This is a genomic window from Nocardioides sp. InS609-2 (assembly GCF_023208195.1).
In the GTDB taxonomy this organism is placed as follows: domain Bacteria; phylum Actinomycetota; class Actinomycetes; order Propionibacteriales; family Nocardioidaceae; genus Nocardioides.
Window position 1 is genome coordinate 292,550 of the sequence record NZ_CP060034.1, and the last position, 18,877, is coordinate 311,426.

Consider the following 18,877-nt stretch of genomic DNA (forward strand, 5'->3'; position numbering starts at 1 on the left):
GGTGGCTCTCCTCTGGTTTGTGGATGCGGTGCTGACGTACGTAGAAGCAACTCATGTCCCGCCTACGTCCCGGAGTGTCACTTCGGTGACACTGTTGACCATCGCCTTCGAAGAAACGTGCAGGAGAAGCATGCGCATTCGCCAGGAGCAATCAGCATCCTTCCGGGATGCCCTCTGGGTCTCACGGTGCGTGGGACATGCGGAGACGACGCCGCTACGACTCGAGGACGTCGAAGGCCTTGCTCGCTTCATCGAGGTACGAACCTTGGTCGCCGGCGAGCCGCTGCAGCGCCTCGGCGAGGTGCCAACGGCGGTTTGCATCGTCCGTGAGGGCTGCCTGGAGATCGCGGTGCACGGGTCTGGTGGGCGAATGGTCATCCAGACGCTACGAGCAGGTGACATCGACGGTGACATCCAGATCCTGCTCGGCATGCCGATGCCCTACGAAACACGGGCGAACACCGAGACCACCTGTCTCATGCTGAGCCGCAGCCACTTCGAAGAGCTCCTCGCCACCCACCCCCAGGTCTCGCGGCGGTGGCTGACAAGCGTGTCCCAGCGTCTGGCGCGATCTCACTCCCGGCTGACGAGCCTGCTCGGGCAGCCGCTCGAGACCCAGGTCGCTCAGCTGCTGTTGGAGGAACGCGTGGACGACGTGGTGTCCTTGCCCCAGACCACCGTGGCCGCGCTGCTCGGAGTTCGCCGTCCCTCGGTGAACCGGGTGCTCCGCAAGTTCGCTCGCGGCGGCCTGGTCGAGATCAGCTATGGCCGGGTGCAGATCCTCGACGCTGCGGCGCTCGCAGGCATCACCACGGAGCAGTAGCCAGCGGCTTGTGTCTTCAAGGTGACACTCTGCGTCGCCGAGCGGTGAATTTCGGGCTTTTCTCGTAACTGGAGGTGCCCACCTCCGGATCGAGGAGGCAGGCGATGACTACCGCGTTCGTGCTCTCCGGTGGAGCGAACCTCGGCGCAGCCCAGGCGGGCACGCTGGTAGCGCTGGGCGAGGCCGGGATCCGCCCGGATCTGATCGTGGCCACCTCGGTCGGGGCCGTGAACGGAGCCTGGATCGCGGGCGAAGGTGACATCGAGGATCTCCTCGACGTATGGCGGGCCTTGCGACGCTCCGATGTGTTCCCCGCAGGGCCGGTGGGAGGACTGCTGGGCTTTCTTGGAAGAAGCGACCATCTGGGCAGTGACGGCGGCCTCCGGCGGCTGCTGCGCACTCACCTTCGGTTCTCGGATCTCGAGAGCGCAGCGACCCCGCTCCATGTCGCGGCCACGGACCTGCTGACCGGCGAGGGAGTCCTGCTTTCATCCGGGACGCAATCGAAGCCATCTTGACGAGCTCTGCCATCCCGGGTGTGCTCCCGCCGGTTGTCGTCGACTGACGGGCACTCATGGACGGCGGCGTCGTGAACAACACGCCGATCTCACATGCCGTCGAGCTTGGCGCAGATGAGGTCTGCGTGGTCGCGACCGGATACGCGTGTGCTCTCGACAGGCCTCCACGAGGCGCCTTGGGGGTGGCCCTGCATGTGTGTCTGATCTCGGTACCCCGACCGACTTCGGCCAGGCAGACGACCTCATTCGAAGAGCCCGTGAGCACACGAGGATGTGGCTTGAGCGTGGGAACGTTGGTGGCTCCGTGACGGCCATCACGGAAGGTAAGCTCGCGGACCCCTTGATCCAGTCCCCGTCGCCAACCTGGTGACCGGTCGGCTTCTCGTCGTCCAGCTCGTCCGCTACTTCGGCTGCCTCCCTGCCAGGACTGGCTGATGCAGCTCGACCAACTGGCGCCATCCCTGTCCGAGCACGGCATCTCCCTAGCCGCCATCGGGGGATCGGCGGATTACCAGGCGCGGTGGCTGCGAGACGAACAAGGCGTCGACGTACCCTTATTCCTCGACCCCGATCACCAGTTCCGCAGCGCGGTTGTCCTCGACAAACGCCTCGGACTCAAATTGTTGGACCCCCGTGGCGCAGCCGCCTACACGCGCTCGCTACGTATGGGCCTCCGGCCCCAGCACATCACTCGCGACACCGTCCAAGCTCCCGGCGTGGTCATCCTGGTCCGGCACCACAACGTCTCCTGGCAGTACCGAGGCCATCGGATCGGCGACTACCCAGCCATGCACGAGCACGAGCAGGCCGTTCTCGAACTCGCGATGATGACCTGACACAGCCTCGGGAATAAGCCGGGTCGCGCACGATCTCGCGCCGATGAAGCACGACGGCCAGCTCGTGTCATTCGGCGTGCCTCTCCGACCAACTCGTCGACCAACCCCGGGAGGTGGGCGTCGTCCAGGTCGGCCCGGCGCGCTCGGTGTCGCACACGTCCAAACCTGACAAGGACACCGACCAAGACAACTGCAAGGGAGGCCACAGGCACAGTCCCGGCTCGCAGGAGGCAGGGCCGTTGCGCCAATGAGCGCGATTCGTCTAGCTTTCCCGGACGTCCGACCGCCTGGCCGCAACGGGACCAGCGGATGGGGCGCGCGGGTAGCGGCGACATCTCGGACGTGATCATGAAGTGCTTAGCCGGAGTCCTAGAGCATCGATCCAAGGTCGGATCCGACGGTGGGGTAGGCGGCCGTCGCGGACTTGAGTTGTCGGGTGGTGAGGCCGAGCTTGATGGCCAGGCCGAGGGTGTTGATCAGTTCCCCGTACTCGGGACCCAGCAGGTGGGCACCCACGATCTGGTCGCTGGACTGGTCGATGAGGACCTTCGCTGCTGCGGTCGTCTCGCCGATCCGGTAGTTGGAGTACCAGCCACTGGTGTCGGAGTAGCGGACGGCGAGGTCGATCCCGGCTGCGCGTGCTTCGGACTCAAGCATGCCGACGCGGGCGAGCTCGGGGATGGTGAAGACCGCTGTGGGGATGCCTGCGTAGTCCGGGGCGGTGGTGGTGCCCTTGATCATGTTGGAGGCGGCGACCTTGGCTTCGGAGACCGCGACCGGGGTGAGCGGCATGCCTTCGGTGTCGGCCGAGTCTCCGGCAGCCCAAAGGGCCGGGTTCGTCGTGCTCTGCAGGTAGTCCGCGACCTTGATGCCGTGCTCGCCCCACTCGACCCCGCCGGCGTCGAGACCCAGGTCGGCCAGCTCCGCGACCCGTCCCGCGCCATGGACCACGAGGTCGGTCTCGATCGTTTCCCGAGTGCCGGCGTGCTCGAGGGTGACCTGGTAGCCGCCGTCAGAGGGCTGTACGGCCACGATGGTGGTGGTGCGGCGCAGGTCGATGCCGACTTCCCGGCCGCGGTCGACCAGGAGCTCGACCAGGTCGGGGTCGAAGTTCTTCAGCGGGCGCTCGCCGCGGTCGACGATGACCGCAGTGCTGCCTGCCCGCGCGGCGATGTGGGCGAACTCGAAGGAGATGAAACCGCCACCGACGAACAAGATCCGAGACGGAAGGGCGTCGAGATCGAGGAAGTCGGTGCTGTCGATGAGGTGCTCGTGGCCCGGGAAGTCCAGGGGGCGGGGTCGGGCGCCGGTGGCGACGAGGAAGCGGTCGGCGTCGTAGGGGGTCCCGTCGATCTCGATCTGGCGTGGACCGGTGAACCTCGCTTGGCCGTGCAGGGTGGTGACACCGTTGCCGGTCAGGCCGTCCTCCACGCCTCGGGGGACCGGGTCGGTGAAGCCGTGCTTGTGCTTCATCAGGTCGGGCCAGTTGATCGAGAGGTGTGCGTCGTCGATGCCTTTGCCGCGCATCAGTCGCGCGCTCTCGATGATCTCGGCACTGCGCCGCAGGATCTTCTTCGGGTCGCATCCCCGCAGCGCGCACGTGCCGCCGTAGGGGAGGGAATCGACGATGGCGACACTCCATCCTTGAGCTGCGCACTTGTTGGCGGCGGCGACACCGGCCATGCCGGCGCCGATGACGATGAGGTCGTAGCTCTGACTCATCTGTGGCTTTCCTTCGGGGAGTCGTCGGAGGTCCCGTGGGATTTGGTGGCCTGGTGCGCGCTTGGCGAACGCAGGTCACAGGTGAGGTCGGGGCTCCGCCGTTGTTTCGCCCACCGCGCCAACCCGACGGCGAGGAGCGCGACGCCAAGTCCGATCAGGGCCGCGCTCTGCAATGACCATCCGGCGATCGCGCCCAGGACCCCCAGCGACAGCAGGACCGGCAGGCCGCAGCAGAGACCGAAGACTCCGGCGACCGCGGCGATCGGCCCGAGGGTCCCGATCCGGTCACGCATCGGCTAGCACCGCACGCAACTGGGCGAGCGTGGGTGCGCCCTGGTAGCCGTCCGGCGTGAGGTACCTGCGACAGGAGAGCCCGACCTCGGCGCCGGGTGCGGCGAAGACGTCCACGCCGTCGACCAGGATGCTCGGTGAGCCGTGGCACCGGGTGCGCTCGGCTTCTGCCGGAGTCTCGACGAGGTGGCGGGTCAAGCGGATATCGGGGCGCTCAGCCGCAATGGCGGTCAGCCGCTCGTCAGCGACCTTCCAGTTCGGGCAGTCCTCGAAGTAGAGCAGCGTGATGTCCATGCCCGCGACGCTAGACCTTGATCCGCAGTGCAAGGTCAAGTCGTAGAGTGGAGTCATGCGCATCGGAGAAGCCGCCGAGACCGCGGGCGTGCCGACGCAGACCATCCGCTTCTACGAGCGCCGGGGCTTACTGCCTGCGCCGCGGCGGGGCCACAATGGATACCGCGAGTACGACGCCTCGATCCTCACTCGACTCGCGTTCATCCGCAGCGGGCAGACGGCCGGACTCACCCTGGTGGAGGTGGCCAGCATCCTCGATCTGCGCCGCGACGGAGCTGTCCCGTGCGCCCACGTCCATTCCCTGCTCCTGACCAAGCTGGATGACATCCGGGCCCGGCAGCGTGAGCTCGCCGTACTCGAGGTGGAGCTGGAAGGGCTAATCACTCGCAGTGACCGACTCGATCCTGCTGACTGCACCGACGTTCAGATCTGTCACATCATCGCGCCGGACGCCTAATCCGACGGCCACGTGCGTCCGGCCCGGGGGAGTACATTCGGTGAGATGAGGCGCAGCGTAGTCATCGCGATCACGCTCTACCTCGGCGCGGCGCTCGGGACACGCGCCGCTGAGGCGGCCGGGATGCAGCGTTGCCACTGCTCATCCTCGTGCTGGTGTCGCCGACCGATCCTCAGCGCCTTCCGCTGGGTAGCCCCGATGGGCCATCGATAGTCGCAACCAGCCACGCGCGCTGGACATCTACTAGTCGTTAACTCTGGCAAGGTCGCACAGACACGTCCCGGTTTGCGCAAGCGACGTCAAAGGCGCATGACGCTGTTTCTGCAGGTCAGCGTCGGTTTCCGCGAACAAGAACAAGTCCGAGCCGAGCACCTACTCAACGTCAAGGGGTCGCAGTTTCAAATCCTGTCAGCCCGACAATCGACACCTCGCCGAGTCTGCATAACCGCAGATCAGGCGGGGTGTTTCTGTTCTTTCACAAACTCACGATCTGTACCTAGCCATTTCGTGGGTCACCGGTGGTGTCGCAGATGGGTCGCAGAACATTTGCGATGCCGCTGCGGGGCTCCCTCTGTACGGCTCCCTGGCGCTCAAACGAGCGCGACCGCCCCTATGGCCGGTCACTTGACGCCCGCGCCGAGGCACCTCAGACCCCTTGACCAGATGGTCAAGGAACCGCATGCCCGGGGAGCTTCTCCCTCCGACGGCGCGCCCTGGCGGCGTTCGGCCGCCATCCCCATCCCGATCCCAGAATCGAAGAAGTTCACCATGCACCGATCACGCAGAGGGCCATCAAGGAGTACACATGGCCTGGGCTAGTGGCGCGGATTTGAAGTTGTTGGACGGTTGGCCTTCTTGAGGATTTCCTCGGCGGTCTTTGTCCACACGAAGGGGTGGGAGCGGTCGTTCCAGCCGTCGATGAAGGTGCGGATCTTGGTGTTGAGGTCTTTGACGGACTTGAACACTCCGCGGCGGATGGCTTGTCGCTCGACGATGCCGAACCAGACCTCGACCAGGTTCATCCAGGAGGCGTGGGTCGGGGTGAAGTGGACCTTGAACCGCGGGTTCTTCTCGAGCCACGCGCGGACGTTCGTGTGCTTGTGTGCGGCGTAGTTGTCCATCACCAGGTGCAGCTCGACGGGCTCGCCGTCGCTGTCGAGGACGGGTCGGTAGGCCCGCTCGATCTGCTTGAGGAACGCCAGGAACTCCTGATGTCGGTGCCGTTGCTTGAGTGCCGCGGTGACCTGCCCGGTGGCGATGTCGAGGGCGGCGAAAAGGGTCGAGGTACCGTGTCGGTAGTAGTCGTGGGATCGGCGCTCGATCCGCCCCTCCTGCATGGGCAGGATCGGGACGGTGCGGTCCAAAGCCTGGATCTGGGACTTCTCATCCACGCACAGCACGATCGCGTTCTCCGGTGGCGCGAGGTAGAGACCGCAGATGTCGGTGACCTTCCCGACCAGCTCGGGGTCGGTAGAGAACCGGAACGACTCGGCCTTCCACGGCTTGACCCCGTAGGCCCGCCACGCGCGGGCGACCGAGGTGTTGCTGATCTTCAGACGCTCGGCAAGCAGTCGCGAGGACCAGTGCGTGACACCCAGCTTCTTCGGCGGCGGCTTCAAGGTCTCGGCCACGATCGCACGATGGTCCAGCGTCCGCGGACGACCAGACCGCGGCTGATCAGCCAGACCAACCAACCCCTTGGCCTGGTACCGCTGCCGCCACAACAACACCGTGGTCACCGTCGCGTCGACCAGCTCCGCGATCCGGGTGTTGGCCACCCCGTCGTCCGCGAGCAACACGATCCGGGCACGCTTCGCAGCAGACGCCGTCACTGTCGATGCCCGGGTCCAACGTTCGAGCTCTTCGCGATCGCCAGCACGCAGAACAAGGGCCGGAGCAGGACGATTCGCCATACCCCCATGATTTCAGACCACAACCATCTAGACAGTTACGACACGAACCACTAGCCGTCGAGGGCGCCGGTATCGCGGCATGTATCGAGATGCCCATCGGAAGGTCCTCCTGGCAGGTTGGAGTACGTCCAAGCGCGAAGCGCTCAGGAAGCGGAGCTGCTCTCACGTCGGGGGATCAAGCGGGACACCTCGCCTGGAACCATTCTCTTCTCGGACTACTTCGCGCAGCACTGGCTGCCCAACCGGGTCCGCGAGCTCGCCGGTGAGCCGATCGAGGATCGAGGTGTCGAGCAGGAAGCGGCGTACCCCGTCGGGCTGACGGCTGAGGACCTCGTCTGCGAGGGAGTCGCCGATAAACCGGTCGTCGACAGCGAACCCGGCGATGAAGCCGGAGGGGTCATCGCCGTGGCGGAGTGAGAGCGCCGCCAACTGGAGCGCGGCGACCCAGCCCTCTTTGCGGGCCTCGAGTGCTGCGAGGTCGGCGGTCGTGAGGTCAAAGCCGTCGAGGTCGTTGAGGTAGCTGGACACCTCCTCACGGGTGGAGCGAAGTTCAGTCGCGCGGATCTCGACGAGCTTGCGCGAGTCCTCGGCCGCGAGAGCGGCAACGCCGGATCGGCCCGGGTGCCGATGACCGGTTGAAGCTGCGGCGGCAGGTGGTCGACGAGGAACGTCACCCCGGTCGCCATGTCGATGCCGTCGGCGAGGTGGTAGTCGTCGAGGACCAGGGTGACCTCGCCGGAGTGAACGCTCAGGTAGTTCACCACATCAGCGAACACGGTCTCGATCGGCGCCTGCCCGGACTGAAGGAGGTCAGCGCTGCGGCACCCGAACCCGGAACGACACGCTCGAGAGCCAAGAGGACGTAGGTCCAGAACGACGTCGCCTGGCGGTCACGCTCATCCAGGGACACCCACGCAACAAGCCAGTGACCGGGGCCTCCGAGGCTCGCCGGAGCAGATCGGCCAGCCGAGGGCGCAGGATGATCTCGCGGCGCGGCCTGGGCAGGAGAAGCTTGGTCTCCACCAGCGGGTTGGCCATCGGCGCTCCCCTTCCTGCTGTCGGACTCGGCGCCCACGAACGTAGGGCAAGGGGACGGTCGCGGGCTGGACCAGGCGGGCCCCAGATTGCGCTCGTCGTCGTCAGTGCGCCGACTCGGATGTCGTGGTCTGTGCGTGCGTGTGCATCCTCTCCCCGGGGCGGCCGAAGATGCTGAGCACCTCGGCGGGGCCGTCGCCGGTGCTGCCGAACCAGTGCGGCACCTGGGTGTCGAACTCGGCCGCTTCCCCGACTCCGAGGACGACGTCCTGGTCGCCCATCACGAGCCGCATCCGACCGGACAGGACGTAGAGCCACTCGAACCCGTCGTGGGTGCGCGGCTTCGGTTCCGACTGGGAGGTGGGGATGACGATCTTCCACGCCTGGATGCCGCCCGGTCGGGTCAGGGGAAGCACAGTGCGCCCGTTGACGCGCCGTGGCTTCAGGCGGATGCGCGGGTCACCCACGTCTGGGGCGCCGACGAGGTCATCGATCGGCACCCGGTAGGTCTGGGCGAGGGGCAGCAGCAGCTCCAGGCTCGGTCGCCGCTGCCCGTTCTCCAGCCGCGACAGCGTGCTCTTGGAGATGCCAGTCAAGTGCGCGACCTCGGTGAGGGTGACGCCACGCTGCTCGCGCACCCGCCGCAGTCGGGGACCAACCAGGTCAAGGGCTGCCGCAATTGGGCCGCCCGGGTCCGTGCCGGTTGGGACGTTGTTGGTCGGAGTGTTTCGAAGCGCTGCCATGGCCCCATTGCACCGCGCGGTTCCCAGAATCAGCAACAAGCGTTGTCGCGAGTGCCCTGCGCGGTCACTCTCTTGGCATGAGCAAATACGACGTGGTGGTGGTCGGCGGAGGCGCCGCCGGCCTCTCAGCAGCCCTGGTCCTCACTCGCGCCCGCCGTCGCGTCGCTGTGGTCGACGCAGGCGAGCCGCGCAACGCCCCCGCGGCACACGTGCAGGGGTTCCTCGGTTCCGACGGCCTGCCTCCCAGCGAGCTGCTGGCGGCCGGACACTCGGAAGTCGCCGGCTATGGAGGTGATCTCATGTCCGGGACCGTCGCCACCATCACCCAGTGCGCGCAGACCGGCGCACATGCCCGCCTACGGTTCGACGTCGTCCTCGAGGATGGATCCACGCTGCGCACACGTCGCGTCCTGATCACGACCGGGCTGCGCGACGAGATCCCCGACATCCCCGGCGTACGTGAGCGATGGGGCCGCGACCTGCTCCACTGCCCGTACTGCCACGGCTACGAGGTCCGCGACCAGCCCCTCGGCGTACTCGGCGGCGCCCCCGAAGCAGTCGCTCATGCGCACCTGATCCGCGAGTGGTCCTCGGACGTCGTGTTCTTCACTAACGGCGCCACGCTGACTGTCGACCAGCGTGAGCAGTTCGTCGCCCGAGCTATCGGCGTCGTCGACGAGCCAGTCACCCGGTTGGTGGTCGAGAACGACCAGCTGACCGGGGTCGAACTCCAGTCGGGCCACGTCGTGCCGCGCGCGGCCGTGTTCGTCCGACCCCACTTCGTACCCAACGACGACCTGCTGGTGCGCCTGGGGTGCGCCACCCACGACAACGGTTGGGTAGCCGCCGACGCGACCGGCCGCACCAGCGTCCCCGGCGTCTGGGCCGCCGGGAACGCCGTCAACCCGCGCGCCCAGGTAATTACTGCCGCTGGCGAAGGCTCGGCAGCAGGGATCGCGATCAACAACGACCTGGTCGATGAGGACCTGCCGATCGCGGTCGCGAACCTCCGCCTCCCGGTCTGACCCCCAACTACCCACCAGCCGCCACCCACTCACCGCCGCCCTAGGGCGGCATACCGCGGGCCTCGCCCCCTACCGCCCGAGCGGCCTTCCGGCCGTGCCCACATCACACCAACCGAGGAGCATCACCATGTCCAACCCACAGACTGCCCACCGCGCCAACCCGGTCCCGCCGCCCACCAAGCACCAGCTGGCGCTGATGATCTGGGTCGCCGTCTTCCCGACCCTGACGGTACTCAACCTGCTGTTCGGGGACACCCTCGCCGACCTGCCGAGCGTGCTCCGCACGTTCGTTCTGGCCACCGTTGCCGTACCGATCGTGATCTACGGCCTGATGCCGCGCCTGCACAAGATTCGCGCTCACATCCTCATGCGCCGCGCCACCGCCTGATTCATCTCGCCTGTCCCGGTGTCCGACGCGGCGGCGAGAGCGTCGGAGGCGGCCATCCGCCTCCGACCAGAGCGCCCCCTGGTCCATCCCCGGTGGCCAGGGGCGTTCGCACACACTCACGCCCCCAGTCGAGCCTGGCCCAGGCGCAGTCGGAGTCGCACCGAGGTCGGCTGGCCCCTTTACTCCGGGACACACGGGACCTCCGCACATGTCCGCGTTGAACGACCCGAGCCGGCCGGGGGAGTCGAGTCGTGCGTCACCGACCGGCTCCACACGTATCTGAACATGATCTGCCGGGGCCCGGGAGAGATGTGTCATGGCAGTTGCGAGGATGCGCTGCCGGGCCGCCATGCGCGGCAAGTAGTTAGGATAGGTCTGTGACCGAGAAGCAAGAACCGCCCCGTCGAGGCCGCTTCGCCGTGCTTCCCCGACCCACCGCCATCGAGGAGACGATCGCCTCCGTGGAGACCGAGCGCGCGCAGGACCCTGAGGGTGGCAGGGACACGGACCGGGATTTCTTACTCCGCTACAACTGACCGAAGCGGTCGGCGGGCACCGTCATATTTCACAGCAACTGCTGCAGGTGGGCCAGAACTCCGTCGCGCTTCCTCTACATCCGGTGAAGCGTCTTCGGGCTCCGTGGCCCAGGTCGTGTCGGGTACGCGGTTCAGTTGATTCCGGTTCACCACCGCACCGGCTACGCACTTTCTACGAGCAGCGGTCCTTCGCTGCGCAAGGTGCCTGGACCAAACCTGCTGTTCGTCGACGTCGGCGGATCCCATCAAGCCCGTTGGGCCGGACTCGCTGATGCCGAAGTCGGCTGGGATCTGCTTGCGCGTCTGGCCCGACTCACGCCACCGGGCGACGTTCACGACGTCGTCATGGAACTGCTTGGGGATAGGGCTTCGGCACAGGGACATTCTTTCAGCGGCACCCTTCGGCACCGCAGACTGGTTGACCTATCCGTGCAGCGGACCCTCCCGCCGGGTGTACAGAGTCGCCTTCGGGATCGCGAGGTAGGCCGCAGCCTCGTCGATGGTGAGGATGATGCTCTGCTGGTGGTGTCGATGGTGGTACTCATCGTGTGAGGTTCACCTGGATCCGCCCGCACCGCTTGTCAAGCGCCGGGCGGTCTCGGAGTTGCCGGGCAGGGCTTTCGGCATCGACTCGTAGCGAGCGGCCGGGGTCGCTTGGGCGGCGGTGGGCGGTGCGGTCGATAGCGGCCGGCATCAGGTCGAGGTTTCAGCCTGGATCGACCGCACCTCGACGATGCTCGACGGGTCCGGCATCGCCGAGGTCACTGGCGCGCCGGTCGACCGTGGAGAGGCGTGCGCCTCCTACGTCCGTGAGCTGATGGGTGGTTGGCCGGTCCAGCCCGGGGAAAGGTTGCTGGTCAGGTCATTTGGTTGAGGTCGTCGACGAGCACGGCGAGATGCAGCGACGTACGGATCTCCGGATCGTCGAGGTCGACCCCGAGCACCCGGGTCACCGTGGCGAGGCGTTCGTAGAGCACCGGCCGTGACACCGCGAGGCTCTTTGCCGCGGCCGACTTGCTGCCGGGGTGATCGAGCATCGCACGGACCGCCTTCTCCAGCCGCCCGCCGTGCGCGGCGTCGGCCGCGCGCAGCCGAGCCAGCTCGCGGTCGGCGAACGCGCGCAGCCGCTCGTCGTCGCGCAACAGCGCGAGCAGACCACGCACGTGCACGTCCTCCAATCGGAACACCTGGGGGCCATCCGGCGCGCGTCGTACCGAGCTGAGCACTTGCTGCGCCTCGCGCAGCGTGCGGCCCGCGTGCCCCAACTCGTCCAGCACGGTCCCGCACGCGGCGACCACCTTGTGCCGGCGGGCCACGGTGAGGACCACCTCGTCGCTCTGTTGTACGGCGTTGGCGCGTGGAGGCACGGACAGCAACATGTGCACGTCTTCGTCGATCACGCCGACGAGCGCGGGGATGCCAGCCACGGAAGCGGCGTGCAGCGTCGCAGCGACCAGATCGTCCACCCAGTCGGGAGACGTGGGGGAGTCCGAACGCAGCGCGACGCCGACGAGCTGGCGGCGTTCGACGGGGAAGCCTGCGAGAACACACCGCCGACCCAGCTCGTCGCTGGCGGCGTCAGCGAGGATGCCGACGAGCAGCTCGTGGTGGAGGCGGCGCACTTGACTGTAGCGCTGACGGTCGTTGAGCCGGTGTAGCGCGAGGGCGGCAGCGCCCCGCTCTGCGACCGCGACGAGCCGCTCGGACGGGTCGGACTGGCACCCGATTACCAACCGGCCCCAGTCGCGCTCGGGTCGGCCGACCTGGGTAACTAGCCAGCCGTTGCTCTCGTCCCACTGGGTCCGCTGCGTGAGGCGGACTGCGTGCGAGCGCCGCTCCCAGTCGTCGAAGAACGCCCTCACATCTCGTGGACCCGGCCGGTAGTCGAGCACACGGTGACGCCCGCTCTCGAGCACGACTGTCGCGCCGGCCAGCGAGACGATCGCGTCGAGGATCTTCTGCGGGTCGGCCTCATCGACGCTGAGCCCGGTGAAGACGTCGTGCACGTGCTGGGCCTCGCGCAGCTGGCTGAGCTGGTCGTCGACGATGCGCTCGCCGACGCTCTGGGCGACGGCCGCGAAGCGGACCTCGCGGCCCAGCGCGATCAGCGGCAGACCCACCCGTGTGCAGGCGTCGACGAGGCCGTCGGGAACCACTGACCAGCGCCGGCCGAGCTCGATGGCCAGCCCGGCGGCGCGCGACTCCCACAGTGAGGTGGCGAACTCGCCGAGCGCCTGCTCGGAGTCGGGGAGGGCGATTCCCGTGGTCATCACCAGGTCGCCGCCGCGTAGCAGCGGTCCGATGTCGGAGAGCTCCGTCGTGTGCACCCAGCGCACGCCGCGGTCGAGTGCGTCGGCGCCGGCGAGCACAACGGGCTGCGCCGTGCGCAGCGCCGGCATGGCTAGTACGTCGGCCACCGTGACCGCCACCGGCCGCTCCCGTCACAATGTCGGTTCAGACGCGACAATCCTACACTGTGTCGGGCACGGCGTCCGGGCTGGCACTGTCACAATCTCGGCATGACGACCACGACCACGACCACGATCATGCATTGGGCGGCCGGCGTGCCGTTCGCCGGGAGCAGCGACCGGACCGCTCCGGTTACCAACCCCGCTACCGGTCAAGTGACGGGTGAGCTCGCCCTCGCCTCGCGCCAGGACGCCGACCACGTGATCGCCGCCGCTAGCGCCGCGGCCGCCTCGTGGGGCCGTACGTCACTGGCCCGCCGTACCCAGGTGCTGTTCGCGTTCCGTGAGCTGCTGAACTCCCGGAAGGGGGAGCTCGCCGAGATCATCACGTCCGAGCACGGCAAGGTCCGCTCGGATGCGATGGGTGAGATCTCGCGCGGTCAGGACGTCGTCGAGTTCGCGTGCGGCATCTCGCACCTGCTCAAGGGCGGCCATTCCGAGTCGGTGTCGACCGGCGTAGACGTGCACTCCAAGCGCGACCCGCTGGGCGTCGTCGGCATCATCGCACCGTTCAACTTCCCGGCCATGGTTCCGATGTGGTTCTTCCCGATCGCGATCGCTGCCGGCAACAGCGTCGTGCTCAAGCCGAGCGAGAAGGACCCGTCCGCGTCGCTGTGGCTGGCCGAGCTCTGGAAGGAGGCCGGCCTCCCCGACGGCGTCTTCAACGTGCTGCAGGGCGACAAGGTCGCCGTCGACGCGCTGTTGGAAAGCCCCGAGGTGCAGGCGATCAGCTTCGTCGGCTCCACGCCGATCGCGCAGTACGTCTACGAGAACGCCTCCAGGAACGGCAAGCGGGTCCAGGCCCTCGGCGGCGCCAAGAACCACATGGTCGTCCTGCCCGACGCAGACCTCGACCTGGCCGCGGACTCTGCGGTCAACGCGGGCTACGGCAGTGCCGGCGAGCGCTGCATGGCGATCAGCGTGCTCGTCGCTGTCGGCTCCGTGGCCGACGAACTCGTCGCTCGTATCGCCGATCGCACGCACACGCTGGTCACCGGCGACGGCAACCCGTCCGACGGCAGCGGCGAGGCCGACATGGGGCCGCTCGTCACGAAGGATCATCGCGACAAGGTTGCGTCGTTCATCGACTCCGGCGAGCGGCAGGGCGCCAAGGTCGTCGTGGACGGCCGCGAGGTGAAGGCCCGCGGTGCGGCCGACGGCTTCTGGCTCGGCCCGACCCTGTTCGACCACGTCACCCCCGACATGGAGATCTACCGTGAGGAGATCTTCGGTCCGGTGCTCTCCGTCGTGCGCGTGGAGACCTATGAGGAGGCAGTGGCACTGATCAACGCGAATCCCTACGGCAACGGCACCGCGATCTTCACCAATGACGGCGGAGCCGCCCGACGATTCGAGGCCGACGTCCACGTCGGCATGATCGGTGTCAACGTGCCCATCCCGGTGCCCGTCGCCTACTACTCGTTCGGTGGCTGGAAGCGATCGCTCATGGGGGACACCCACGCTCACGGCACCGAGGGGGTGCACTTCTTCACCCGCGGCAAGGTCGTCACCACCCGGTGGGTCGACCCTGCCAACCGTCCCGAAGGTGGGCTCGAGCTGGGGTTCCCCCGCAATGACTGAGACCACGACGACCGGCACGGATCTCACGCCCATGACCGCAGAGTCCGCCTACGAGCTCGACCGTAAGCACGTCTTCCACTCCTGGTCCGCCCAGGCCCAGATCAGGCCGATGGTCATCACCAAGGCCGAGGGCTCCTACATCTGGGACCAGGACGACAACCGGCTGCTGGACTTCACGTCGCAGCTCGTCTTCACCAACCTCGGCCACCAGCATCCACGCATCGTCCGGGCGATCCAGGAGCAGGCGGCCACGCTGTGCACCGTCGCCCCGCAGCACGCCAACGCGACGCGGTCCGAGGCTGCGCGGCTCATCGCGAGCCACACGCCCGAGGGGCTGGACCGGATCTTCTTCACCAACGGCGGCGCGGACGCCAACGAGCACGCCGTGCGGATGGCGCGACTGCACACCGGCCGGCCCAAGGTGCTGTCGGCATATCGTTCCTACCACGGCGGCACCCAGTTGGCGATCAACCTGACCGGCGACCAGCGGCGCTGGGCCAACGACGTCGGCTCCAGCGGCACGGTGCACTTCTTCGGGCCGTTCGCCTACCGCAGCCCGTTTCACTCCACCTCCGTCGAGGAGGAGTGCTCGCGGGCGCTGGAGCACTTGGAGCAGGTGATCCTGTTCGAGGGCGCAGACACGTTCGCGGCTCTCGTGCTGGAGTCGATCCCGGGTACGGCGGGCGTGCTCCTGCCGCCGCCGGGCTACCTACGTGGTGTGCGTGAGTTGTGCGACCGTTATCGGATCCTGATGATTGTCGACGAGGTGATGGCGGGGTTCGGGAGGGCCGGCCGCTGGTTCGCCGTCGAGCTCGACGGTGTCGTGCCCGACCTGCTGACGTTCGCCAAGGGCGTGAACTCAGGCTACGTCCCGCTCGGCGGTGTCGCGATCAGCGAACCGGTCGCAGCGACGTTCGCCGATCGCGCGTACCCCGGCGGGCTGACCTACTCCGGCCATCCGCTGGCGTGCGCCGCCGTCGTCGCCACCATCCGCGCGATGGAAGACGACCGCATCGTCGAGCACGCCGCTGCGCTCGGGGAGGAGGTGTTCCGCCCCCGGCTGCAGCACCTGGCAGACCGCGACCCGTGGGTCGGCGAGGTGCGCGGTGTCGGTGCGTTCTGGGCCGTCGAACTTGTGGCCGACCAGGACACCCGCGAACCCCTCGCCGCGTATCCCGGCAGCAGCCCGGCGATGGCGGCCGTCGTCGCCGCCTGCAAGAAGCGCGGGCTTCTCCCGCTGGCCAACGTCAACCGCATCCACCTGGTCCCGCCCCTCACCGCGACGGCCAGCCAGGTTAGCCAGGCGATCGAGGTGCTCGGCGAGGCGCTGGGCGAGGCACGGGACAGGTCATGACGACACGGGTCCTTGCCCGCTGATGCGGCCACGGTCGACGTCGGGGCCCGCGCCCAGGACGGGCTGCGCGGAAGTTCTTGTTCAACGGGGCCCGAGCGGATCTCCTAGGCGTATGGCGGGCTCGACAGGGCTATGACTTCTGCTTGCTCGGCGTGCGGGTTCGTGATTGATTGCAGCAGAATCGATTCACAGGCAAGGGAGTCGCCGCGCTCCAGGACGAACTCCTCGTCGGCGACCCGCACGCTGACACCTTGGCCGCCCACGACGAGGATGACCGTCTCGGCGTTCGCTTCGATGTCGACGTCAGAGGGACCCACAGAGGAGCGATGCGGGATCACACACCAGGTCGCTTCGACGACTTGGGGGGCATGGGTCACGGCGCGCAGGAGGGATCCAGCTGCCCCCGTTTCCCAGACTGCTTCCTCGGTCCGTACGACGCGCGCGCTGGGTAGTGGAGCAGGGTCGAAGAGTTCGGCGACCAGGACTCCCAAGGCGTCCGCGAGACGACGGAGTGTCGCGACGCTGGCATTGGTGCGTCCGGCCTCGAGCTGGCTGACGAAGCTTGCCGTCACGCCGACCCTGGCAGGTTGCTTGGCGGCGTGGTGCCCCTCGTTGTCGATACGTGGTGCTTACCGGCGGCGATTCATGGCACCGGCAGGACCTACGGCGCCGCCCTCGCCGTCCACCGGTCCTTCGTGATCGCGATGGCGCTCGGCTCGGTTGCGGGGACCATCGTCGGGGGACTGCTCCTCAACACGGTCCCCAGCGCGGTGCTCATCCCCTTCCTCGCAGCCCTTCTCCTGCTCGCCTCGGTAGAGTTTGGCAACACGAGTAAACGAGGACCTGCCTGCATCCACCGGTCGAGGTTGAGCGTGGAGGGGTTGCCAGGGACGCGTCCGGCGACGCGACCTACTCTTCTGGACGTGATGAACGTCCGCGACCGCAGTCGCTTCCGCACTTGGTTCTTCCAGGCCGAGCAGCAGCCCGACCCGGGCGGGTTCTACGAGAGCGAGTCCGCGGCTACCAGTCACCAGCACGTGAAGCCGTGGTGGAAGGTCATGTGCCTGACCGGCGTGGACTACTTCTCCACCCTGGGCTACCAGCCCGGTATCGCCGCCCTCGCAGCGGGTGCGCTGGCCCCCGTCGCCACCCTCGTCCTCGTCCTGGTGACCTTGTTCGGGGCATTGCCGATGTACCGCCGGGTCGCAGCCGAGAGCCCCCACGGTGACGGCAGCCTGTCCATGCTGGAGCGGCTGCTGTCGTACTGGCCCAGCAAACTCCTCGTCCTCGCCCTCATCGGGTTTGTCGCCACCGGGTTCATCATCACCATCACCCTCTCGGCAGCTGACGCGAGCGCTCACCTGGTCGAGAACCCGTTCCTGACCGACGCCTTGCACGGGCGCGAGGTCGTCATCACCCTCGTGCTGCTGGCTGCGTTGGCGGCGGTGTTCCTCAAGGGTTTCGGTGAAGCCATCGGTATCGCCGTCGTCCTCGTGGTCGTCTACATCGGTCTGAGCGCCGTCGTCGTCGTGGACGGGTTCGTCCGGGTCCTCGCGAACCCCTCCACGTTCTCGGACTGGACCACATTGGTCACCGACGCCCACTCTTCACCGCTGGCCATCTTCGGAGCCTCTCTCCTGGTATTCCCAGCATTGGCGCTGGGCCTGTCCGGATTCGAGACCGGCGTCGTGGTGATGCCGCTGGTCAAGGGAGACGCCACCGACACCCCTGCAGAGCCCACGGGACGTATCCGCAACACTCGCAAGCTGCTGACCACCGCGGCTCTGATCATGAGCGTCATGCTGCTGGGCTCCGCGATGGTCACCACGTTGCTGATCCCGGCAGCGGAGTTCGAACCGGGCGGTGAAGCAAACGGAAGGGCTCTGGCCTATCTGGCCCACGAGTTCCTCGGCGATGGTTTCGGCACCGTCTACGACATCGCCACCATCGGCATCCTCTGGTTCGCCGGTGCATCCGCGATGGCGGGGCTGCTCAACATCGTGCCTCGCTACCTGCCCCGGTACGGGATGGCGCCGGACTGGGCCCGCGCGACCCGGCCCCTGGTCGTTGTCTTCACCGTCATCGCAGCCCTCGTCACCATCGCCTTCAGGGCAGACGTCGACGCCCAGGCCGGGGCCTACGCCACTGGTGTGCTCGCTCTCATGACCTCCGCGGCGGTCGCTGTCACGCTGACCGAATGGCGTCGCGGACACCGCAAGGCCGGAGCCTTCTTCGGGATCGTCGCGGCCGTGTTCGTCTACACGATCTCGGTGACCATCATCGACCGGCCCGAGGGACTCCTCATCGCGCTGGTGTTCATTGCGCTGATCCTGATCCTGTCGGTGGTCTCCCGGATCGCCCGCAGCACCGAGCTGCGCGTTCAACAGGTCACCTTCGACCCCGCGGCGGAGGAACTGCTCGACGAGGTGCTCGTCGTGAACGCGCCCGTGCGGTTCATCGCGAACAAGGTGCAGGCCGGGGACGACGTCGAGTACGTCGAGAAGTCCCTCGACGTACGGATGGACAACCACCTCGACGCCGCCGAGACAGCAGTGTTTCTCGAGGTGACCGTCACCGACGCCAGCGAGTTCTCCACCCACGTCGAAGTCACCGCAGCCCGTATCGGTACCCACCGGGTCCTCAGGGCCACCGGCCCCAGCGTCCCGAACGTACTTGCCGCCGTCCTCCTGGCAGTGAGCGACAGGGACGACATGCCCTCCCACATCTACTTCGAGTGGAGCGAGCGGGCACCAGGTCAGAACGCCCTGCGGTTCCTGTTCGCAGGTGAGGGAGACGTGCCTCCACTGACCCACGAGATCCTGCGCCGTGCCGAGTCCGACCCCGAGAAGCGCCCAATGGTGCACGTCGGCGGCTGACCCGGCCTCCGGCGTAC

Annotated in this window: 19 protein-coding genes; 11 read left to right on the top strand and 8 right to left on the bottom strand. The window is 67.4% G+C overall.

Annotated features, from left to right (window positions below):
• Positions 1-19: 19 nt before the first annotated feature.
• The 3 genes from H4Q84_RS01605 to H4Q84_RS01615 all read left to right on the top strand — a co-directional run bounded on the left by H4Q84_RS01605 (position 20) and on the right by H4Q84_RS01615 (position 2,177).
• Entirely contained in the window at positions 20-823 is an 804-nt protein-coding gene (locus H4Q84_RS01605; protein WP_248581670.1) for a Crp/Fnr family transcriptional regulator, read from the top strand.
• Positions 824-927: 104 nt separating this feature from the next.
• A complete protein-coding gene (locus tag H4Q84_RS01610; RefSeq protein WP_248581671.1) occupies positions 928-1,341 on the top strand; it encodes a patatin-like phospholipase family protein in 414 nt (137 codons plus the stop codon).
• Between the two features lie 434 nt (positions 1,342-1,775).
• Positions 1,776-2,177, top strand: a complete 402-nt coding sequence (locus H4Q84_RS01615; RefSeq protein WP_248581672.1) for an AhpC/TSA family protein — start codon at positions 1,776-1,778, stop codon at positions 2,175-2,177.
• 369 nt (positions 2,178-2,546) lie between these two features.
• On the opposite strand, the gene H4Q84_RS01620 is transcribed toward H4Q84_RS01615, so the two are convergent.
• The 3 genes from H4Q84_RS01620 to H4Q84_RS01630 are packed head-to-tail and all read right to left on the bottom strand — an operon-like array spanning position 2,547 to position 4,484.
• Positions 2,547-3,899, bottom strand: coding sequence for an NAD(P)/FAD-dependent oxidoreductase (locus H4Q84_RS01620; RefSeq protein ID WP_248581673.1), 1,353 nt, complete (start codon positions 3,897-3,899; stop codon positions 2,547-2,549).
• Positions 3,896-4,192 (bottom strand): phage holin family protein, encoded by a 297-nt coding sequence (locus H4Q84_RS01625; protein ID WP_248581674.1) that lies wholly within the window; start codon positions 4,190-4,192, stop codon positions 3,896-3,898. The genes H4Q84_RS01620 and H4Q84_RS01625 overlap by 4 nt, the downstream gene beginning before the upstream one ends.
• On the bottom strand, positions 4,185-4,484 hold the full coding sequence (locus H4Q84_RS01630; protein WP_248581675.1) for a thioredoxin family protein: 300 nt from the start codon (positions 4,482-4,484) through the stop codon (positions 4,185-4,187). The genes H4Q84_RS01625 and H4Q84_RS01630 overlap by 8 nt, the downstream gene beginning before the upstream one ends.
• A gap of 55 nt (positions 4,485-4,539) precedes the next feature.
• On the opposite strand from H4Q84_RS01630, the gene H4Q84_RS01635 reads away from it, so the two are divergent.
• Positions 4,540-4,941 (top strand): heavy metal-responsive transcriptional regulator, encoded by a 402-nt coding sequence (locus H4Q84_RS01635; protein ID WP_248581676.1) that lies wholly within the window; start codon positions 4,540-4,542, stop codon positions 4,939-4,941.
• An 815-nt stretch (positions 4,942-5,756) separates the two neighbouring features.
• On the opposite strand, the gene H4Q84_RS01640 is transcribed toward H4Q84_RS01635, so the two are convergent.
• The 3 genes from H4Q84_RS01640 to H4Q84_RS01650 form a co-directional block, all read right to left on the bottom strand.
• Positions 5,757-6,854 (bottom strand): IS630 family transposase, encoded by a 1,098-nt coding sequence (locus H4Q84_RS01640; protein ID WP_248581677.1) that lies wholly within the window; start codon positions 6,852-6,854, stop codon positions 5,757-5,759.
• A 162-nt stretch (positions 6,855-7,016) separates the two neighbouring features.
• Positions 7,017-7,382 (bottom strand): hypothetical protein, encoded by a 366-nt coding sequence (locus tag H4Q84_RS01645; RefSeq protein ID WP_248581678.1) that lies wholly within the window; start codon positions 7,380-7,382, stop codon positions 7,017-7,019.
• A 611-nt stretch (positions 7,383-7,993) separates the two neighbouring features.
• The gene (locus tag H4Q84_RS01650) at positions 7,994-8,569 is read right to left on the bottom strand and encodes an XRE family transcriptional regulator (protein WP_282580337.1); all 576 of its coding nucleotides are present in this window, start codon (positions 8,567-8,569) and stop codon (positions 7,994-7,996) included.
• 140 nt (positions 8,570-8,709) lie between these two features.
• On the opposite strand from H4Q84_RS01650, the gene H4Q84_RS01655 reads away from it, so the two are divergent.
• The 4 genes from H4Q84_RS01655 (at position 8,710) to H4Q84_RS01670 (ending at position 11,133) form a co-directional block, all read left to right on the top strand.
• Positions 8,710-9,657: an NAD(P)/FAD-dependent oxidoreductase gene (locus H4Q84_RS01655; RefSeq protein ID WP_248581680.1), complete on the top strand. Its 948-nt coding sequence runs from the start codon at positions 8,710-8,712 to the stop codon at positions 9,655-9,657.
• A gap of 127 nt (positions 9,658-9,784) precedes the next feature.
• A complete protein-coding gene (locus H4Q84_RS01660; RefSeq protein WP_248581681.1) occupies positions 9,785-10,045 on the top strand; it encodes a hypothetical protein in 261 nt (86 codons plus the stop codon).
• 377 nt (positions 10,046-10,422) lie between these two features.
• Positions 10,423-10,581 carry a hypothetical protein gene (locus H4Q84_RS01665; protein WP_248581682.1) on the top strand — a complete coding sequence of 53 codons (159 nt, stop codon included), beginning with the start codon at positions 10,423-10,425 and terminating at the stop codon, positions 10,579-10,581.
• A gap of 135 nt (positions 10,582-10,716) precedes the next feature.
• Positions 10,717-11,133, top strand: coding sequence for a hypothetical protein (locus H4Q84_RS01670; protein ID WP_248581683.1), 417 nt, complete (start codon positions 10,717-10,719; stop codon positions 11,131-11,133).
• A gap of 305 nt (positions 11,134-11,438) precedes the next feature.
• On the opposite strand, the gene H4Q84_RS01675 is transcribed toward H4Q84_RS01670, so the two are convergent.
• Complete coding sequence (locus H4Q84_RS01675; RefSeq protein ID WP_248581684.1) at positions 11,439-13,010, bottom strand: PucR family transcriptional regulator; 1,572 nt, start codon at positions 13,008-13,010, stop codon at positions 11,439-11,441.
• Between the two features lie 90 nt (positions 13,011-13,100).
• Between H4Q84_RS01675 and H4Q84_RS01680 the strand changes: the two genes are divergently transcribed.
• Together H4Q84_RS01680 and H4Q84_RS01685 are read left to right on the top strand one after the other, a co-directional pair.
• Entirely contained in the window at positions 13,101-14,630 is a 1,530-nt protein-coding gene (locus H4Q84_RS01680; protein ID WP_248581685.1) for a CoA-acylating methylmalonate-semialdehyde dehydrogenase, read from the top strand.
• Positions 14,623-15,984 (top strand): aspartate aminotransferase family protein, encoded by a 1,362-nt coding sequence (locus H4Q84_RS01685; protein ID WP_282580301.1) that lies wholly within the window; start codon positions 14,623-14,625, stop codon positions 15,982-15,984. Before H4Q84_RS01680 ends, H4Q84_RS01685 begins: the two co-directional genes overlap by 8 nt.
• Positions 15,985-16,088: 104 nt before the next feature.
• Here H4Q84_RS01685 and H4Q84_RS01690 read toward each other — a convergent pair whose 3' ends face one another.
• A complete protein-coding gene (locus H4Q84_RS01690; protein ID WP_248581687.1) occupies positions 16,089-16,556 on the bottom strand; it encodes a helix-turn-helix transcriptional regulator in 468 nt (155 codons plus the stop codon).
• Between the two features lie 27 nt (positions 16,557-16,583).
• Here H4Q84_RS01690 and H4Q84_RS01695 point away from each other — a divergent pair, with 27 nt between their 5' ends.
• On the top strand, positions 16,584-18,860 hold the full coding sequence (locus H4Q84_RS01695; protein ID WP_248581688.1) for an amino acid transporter: 2,277 nt from the start codon (positions 16,584-16,586) through the stop codon (positions 18,858-18,860).
• Positions 18,861-18,877 lie beyond the last annotated feature (17 nt).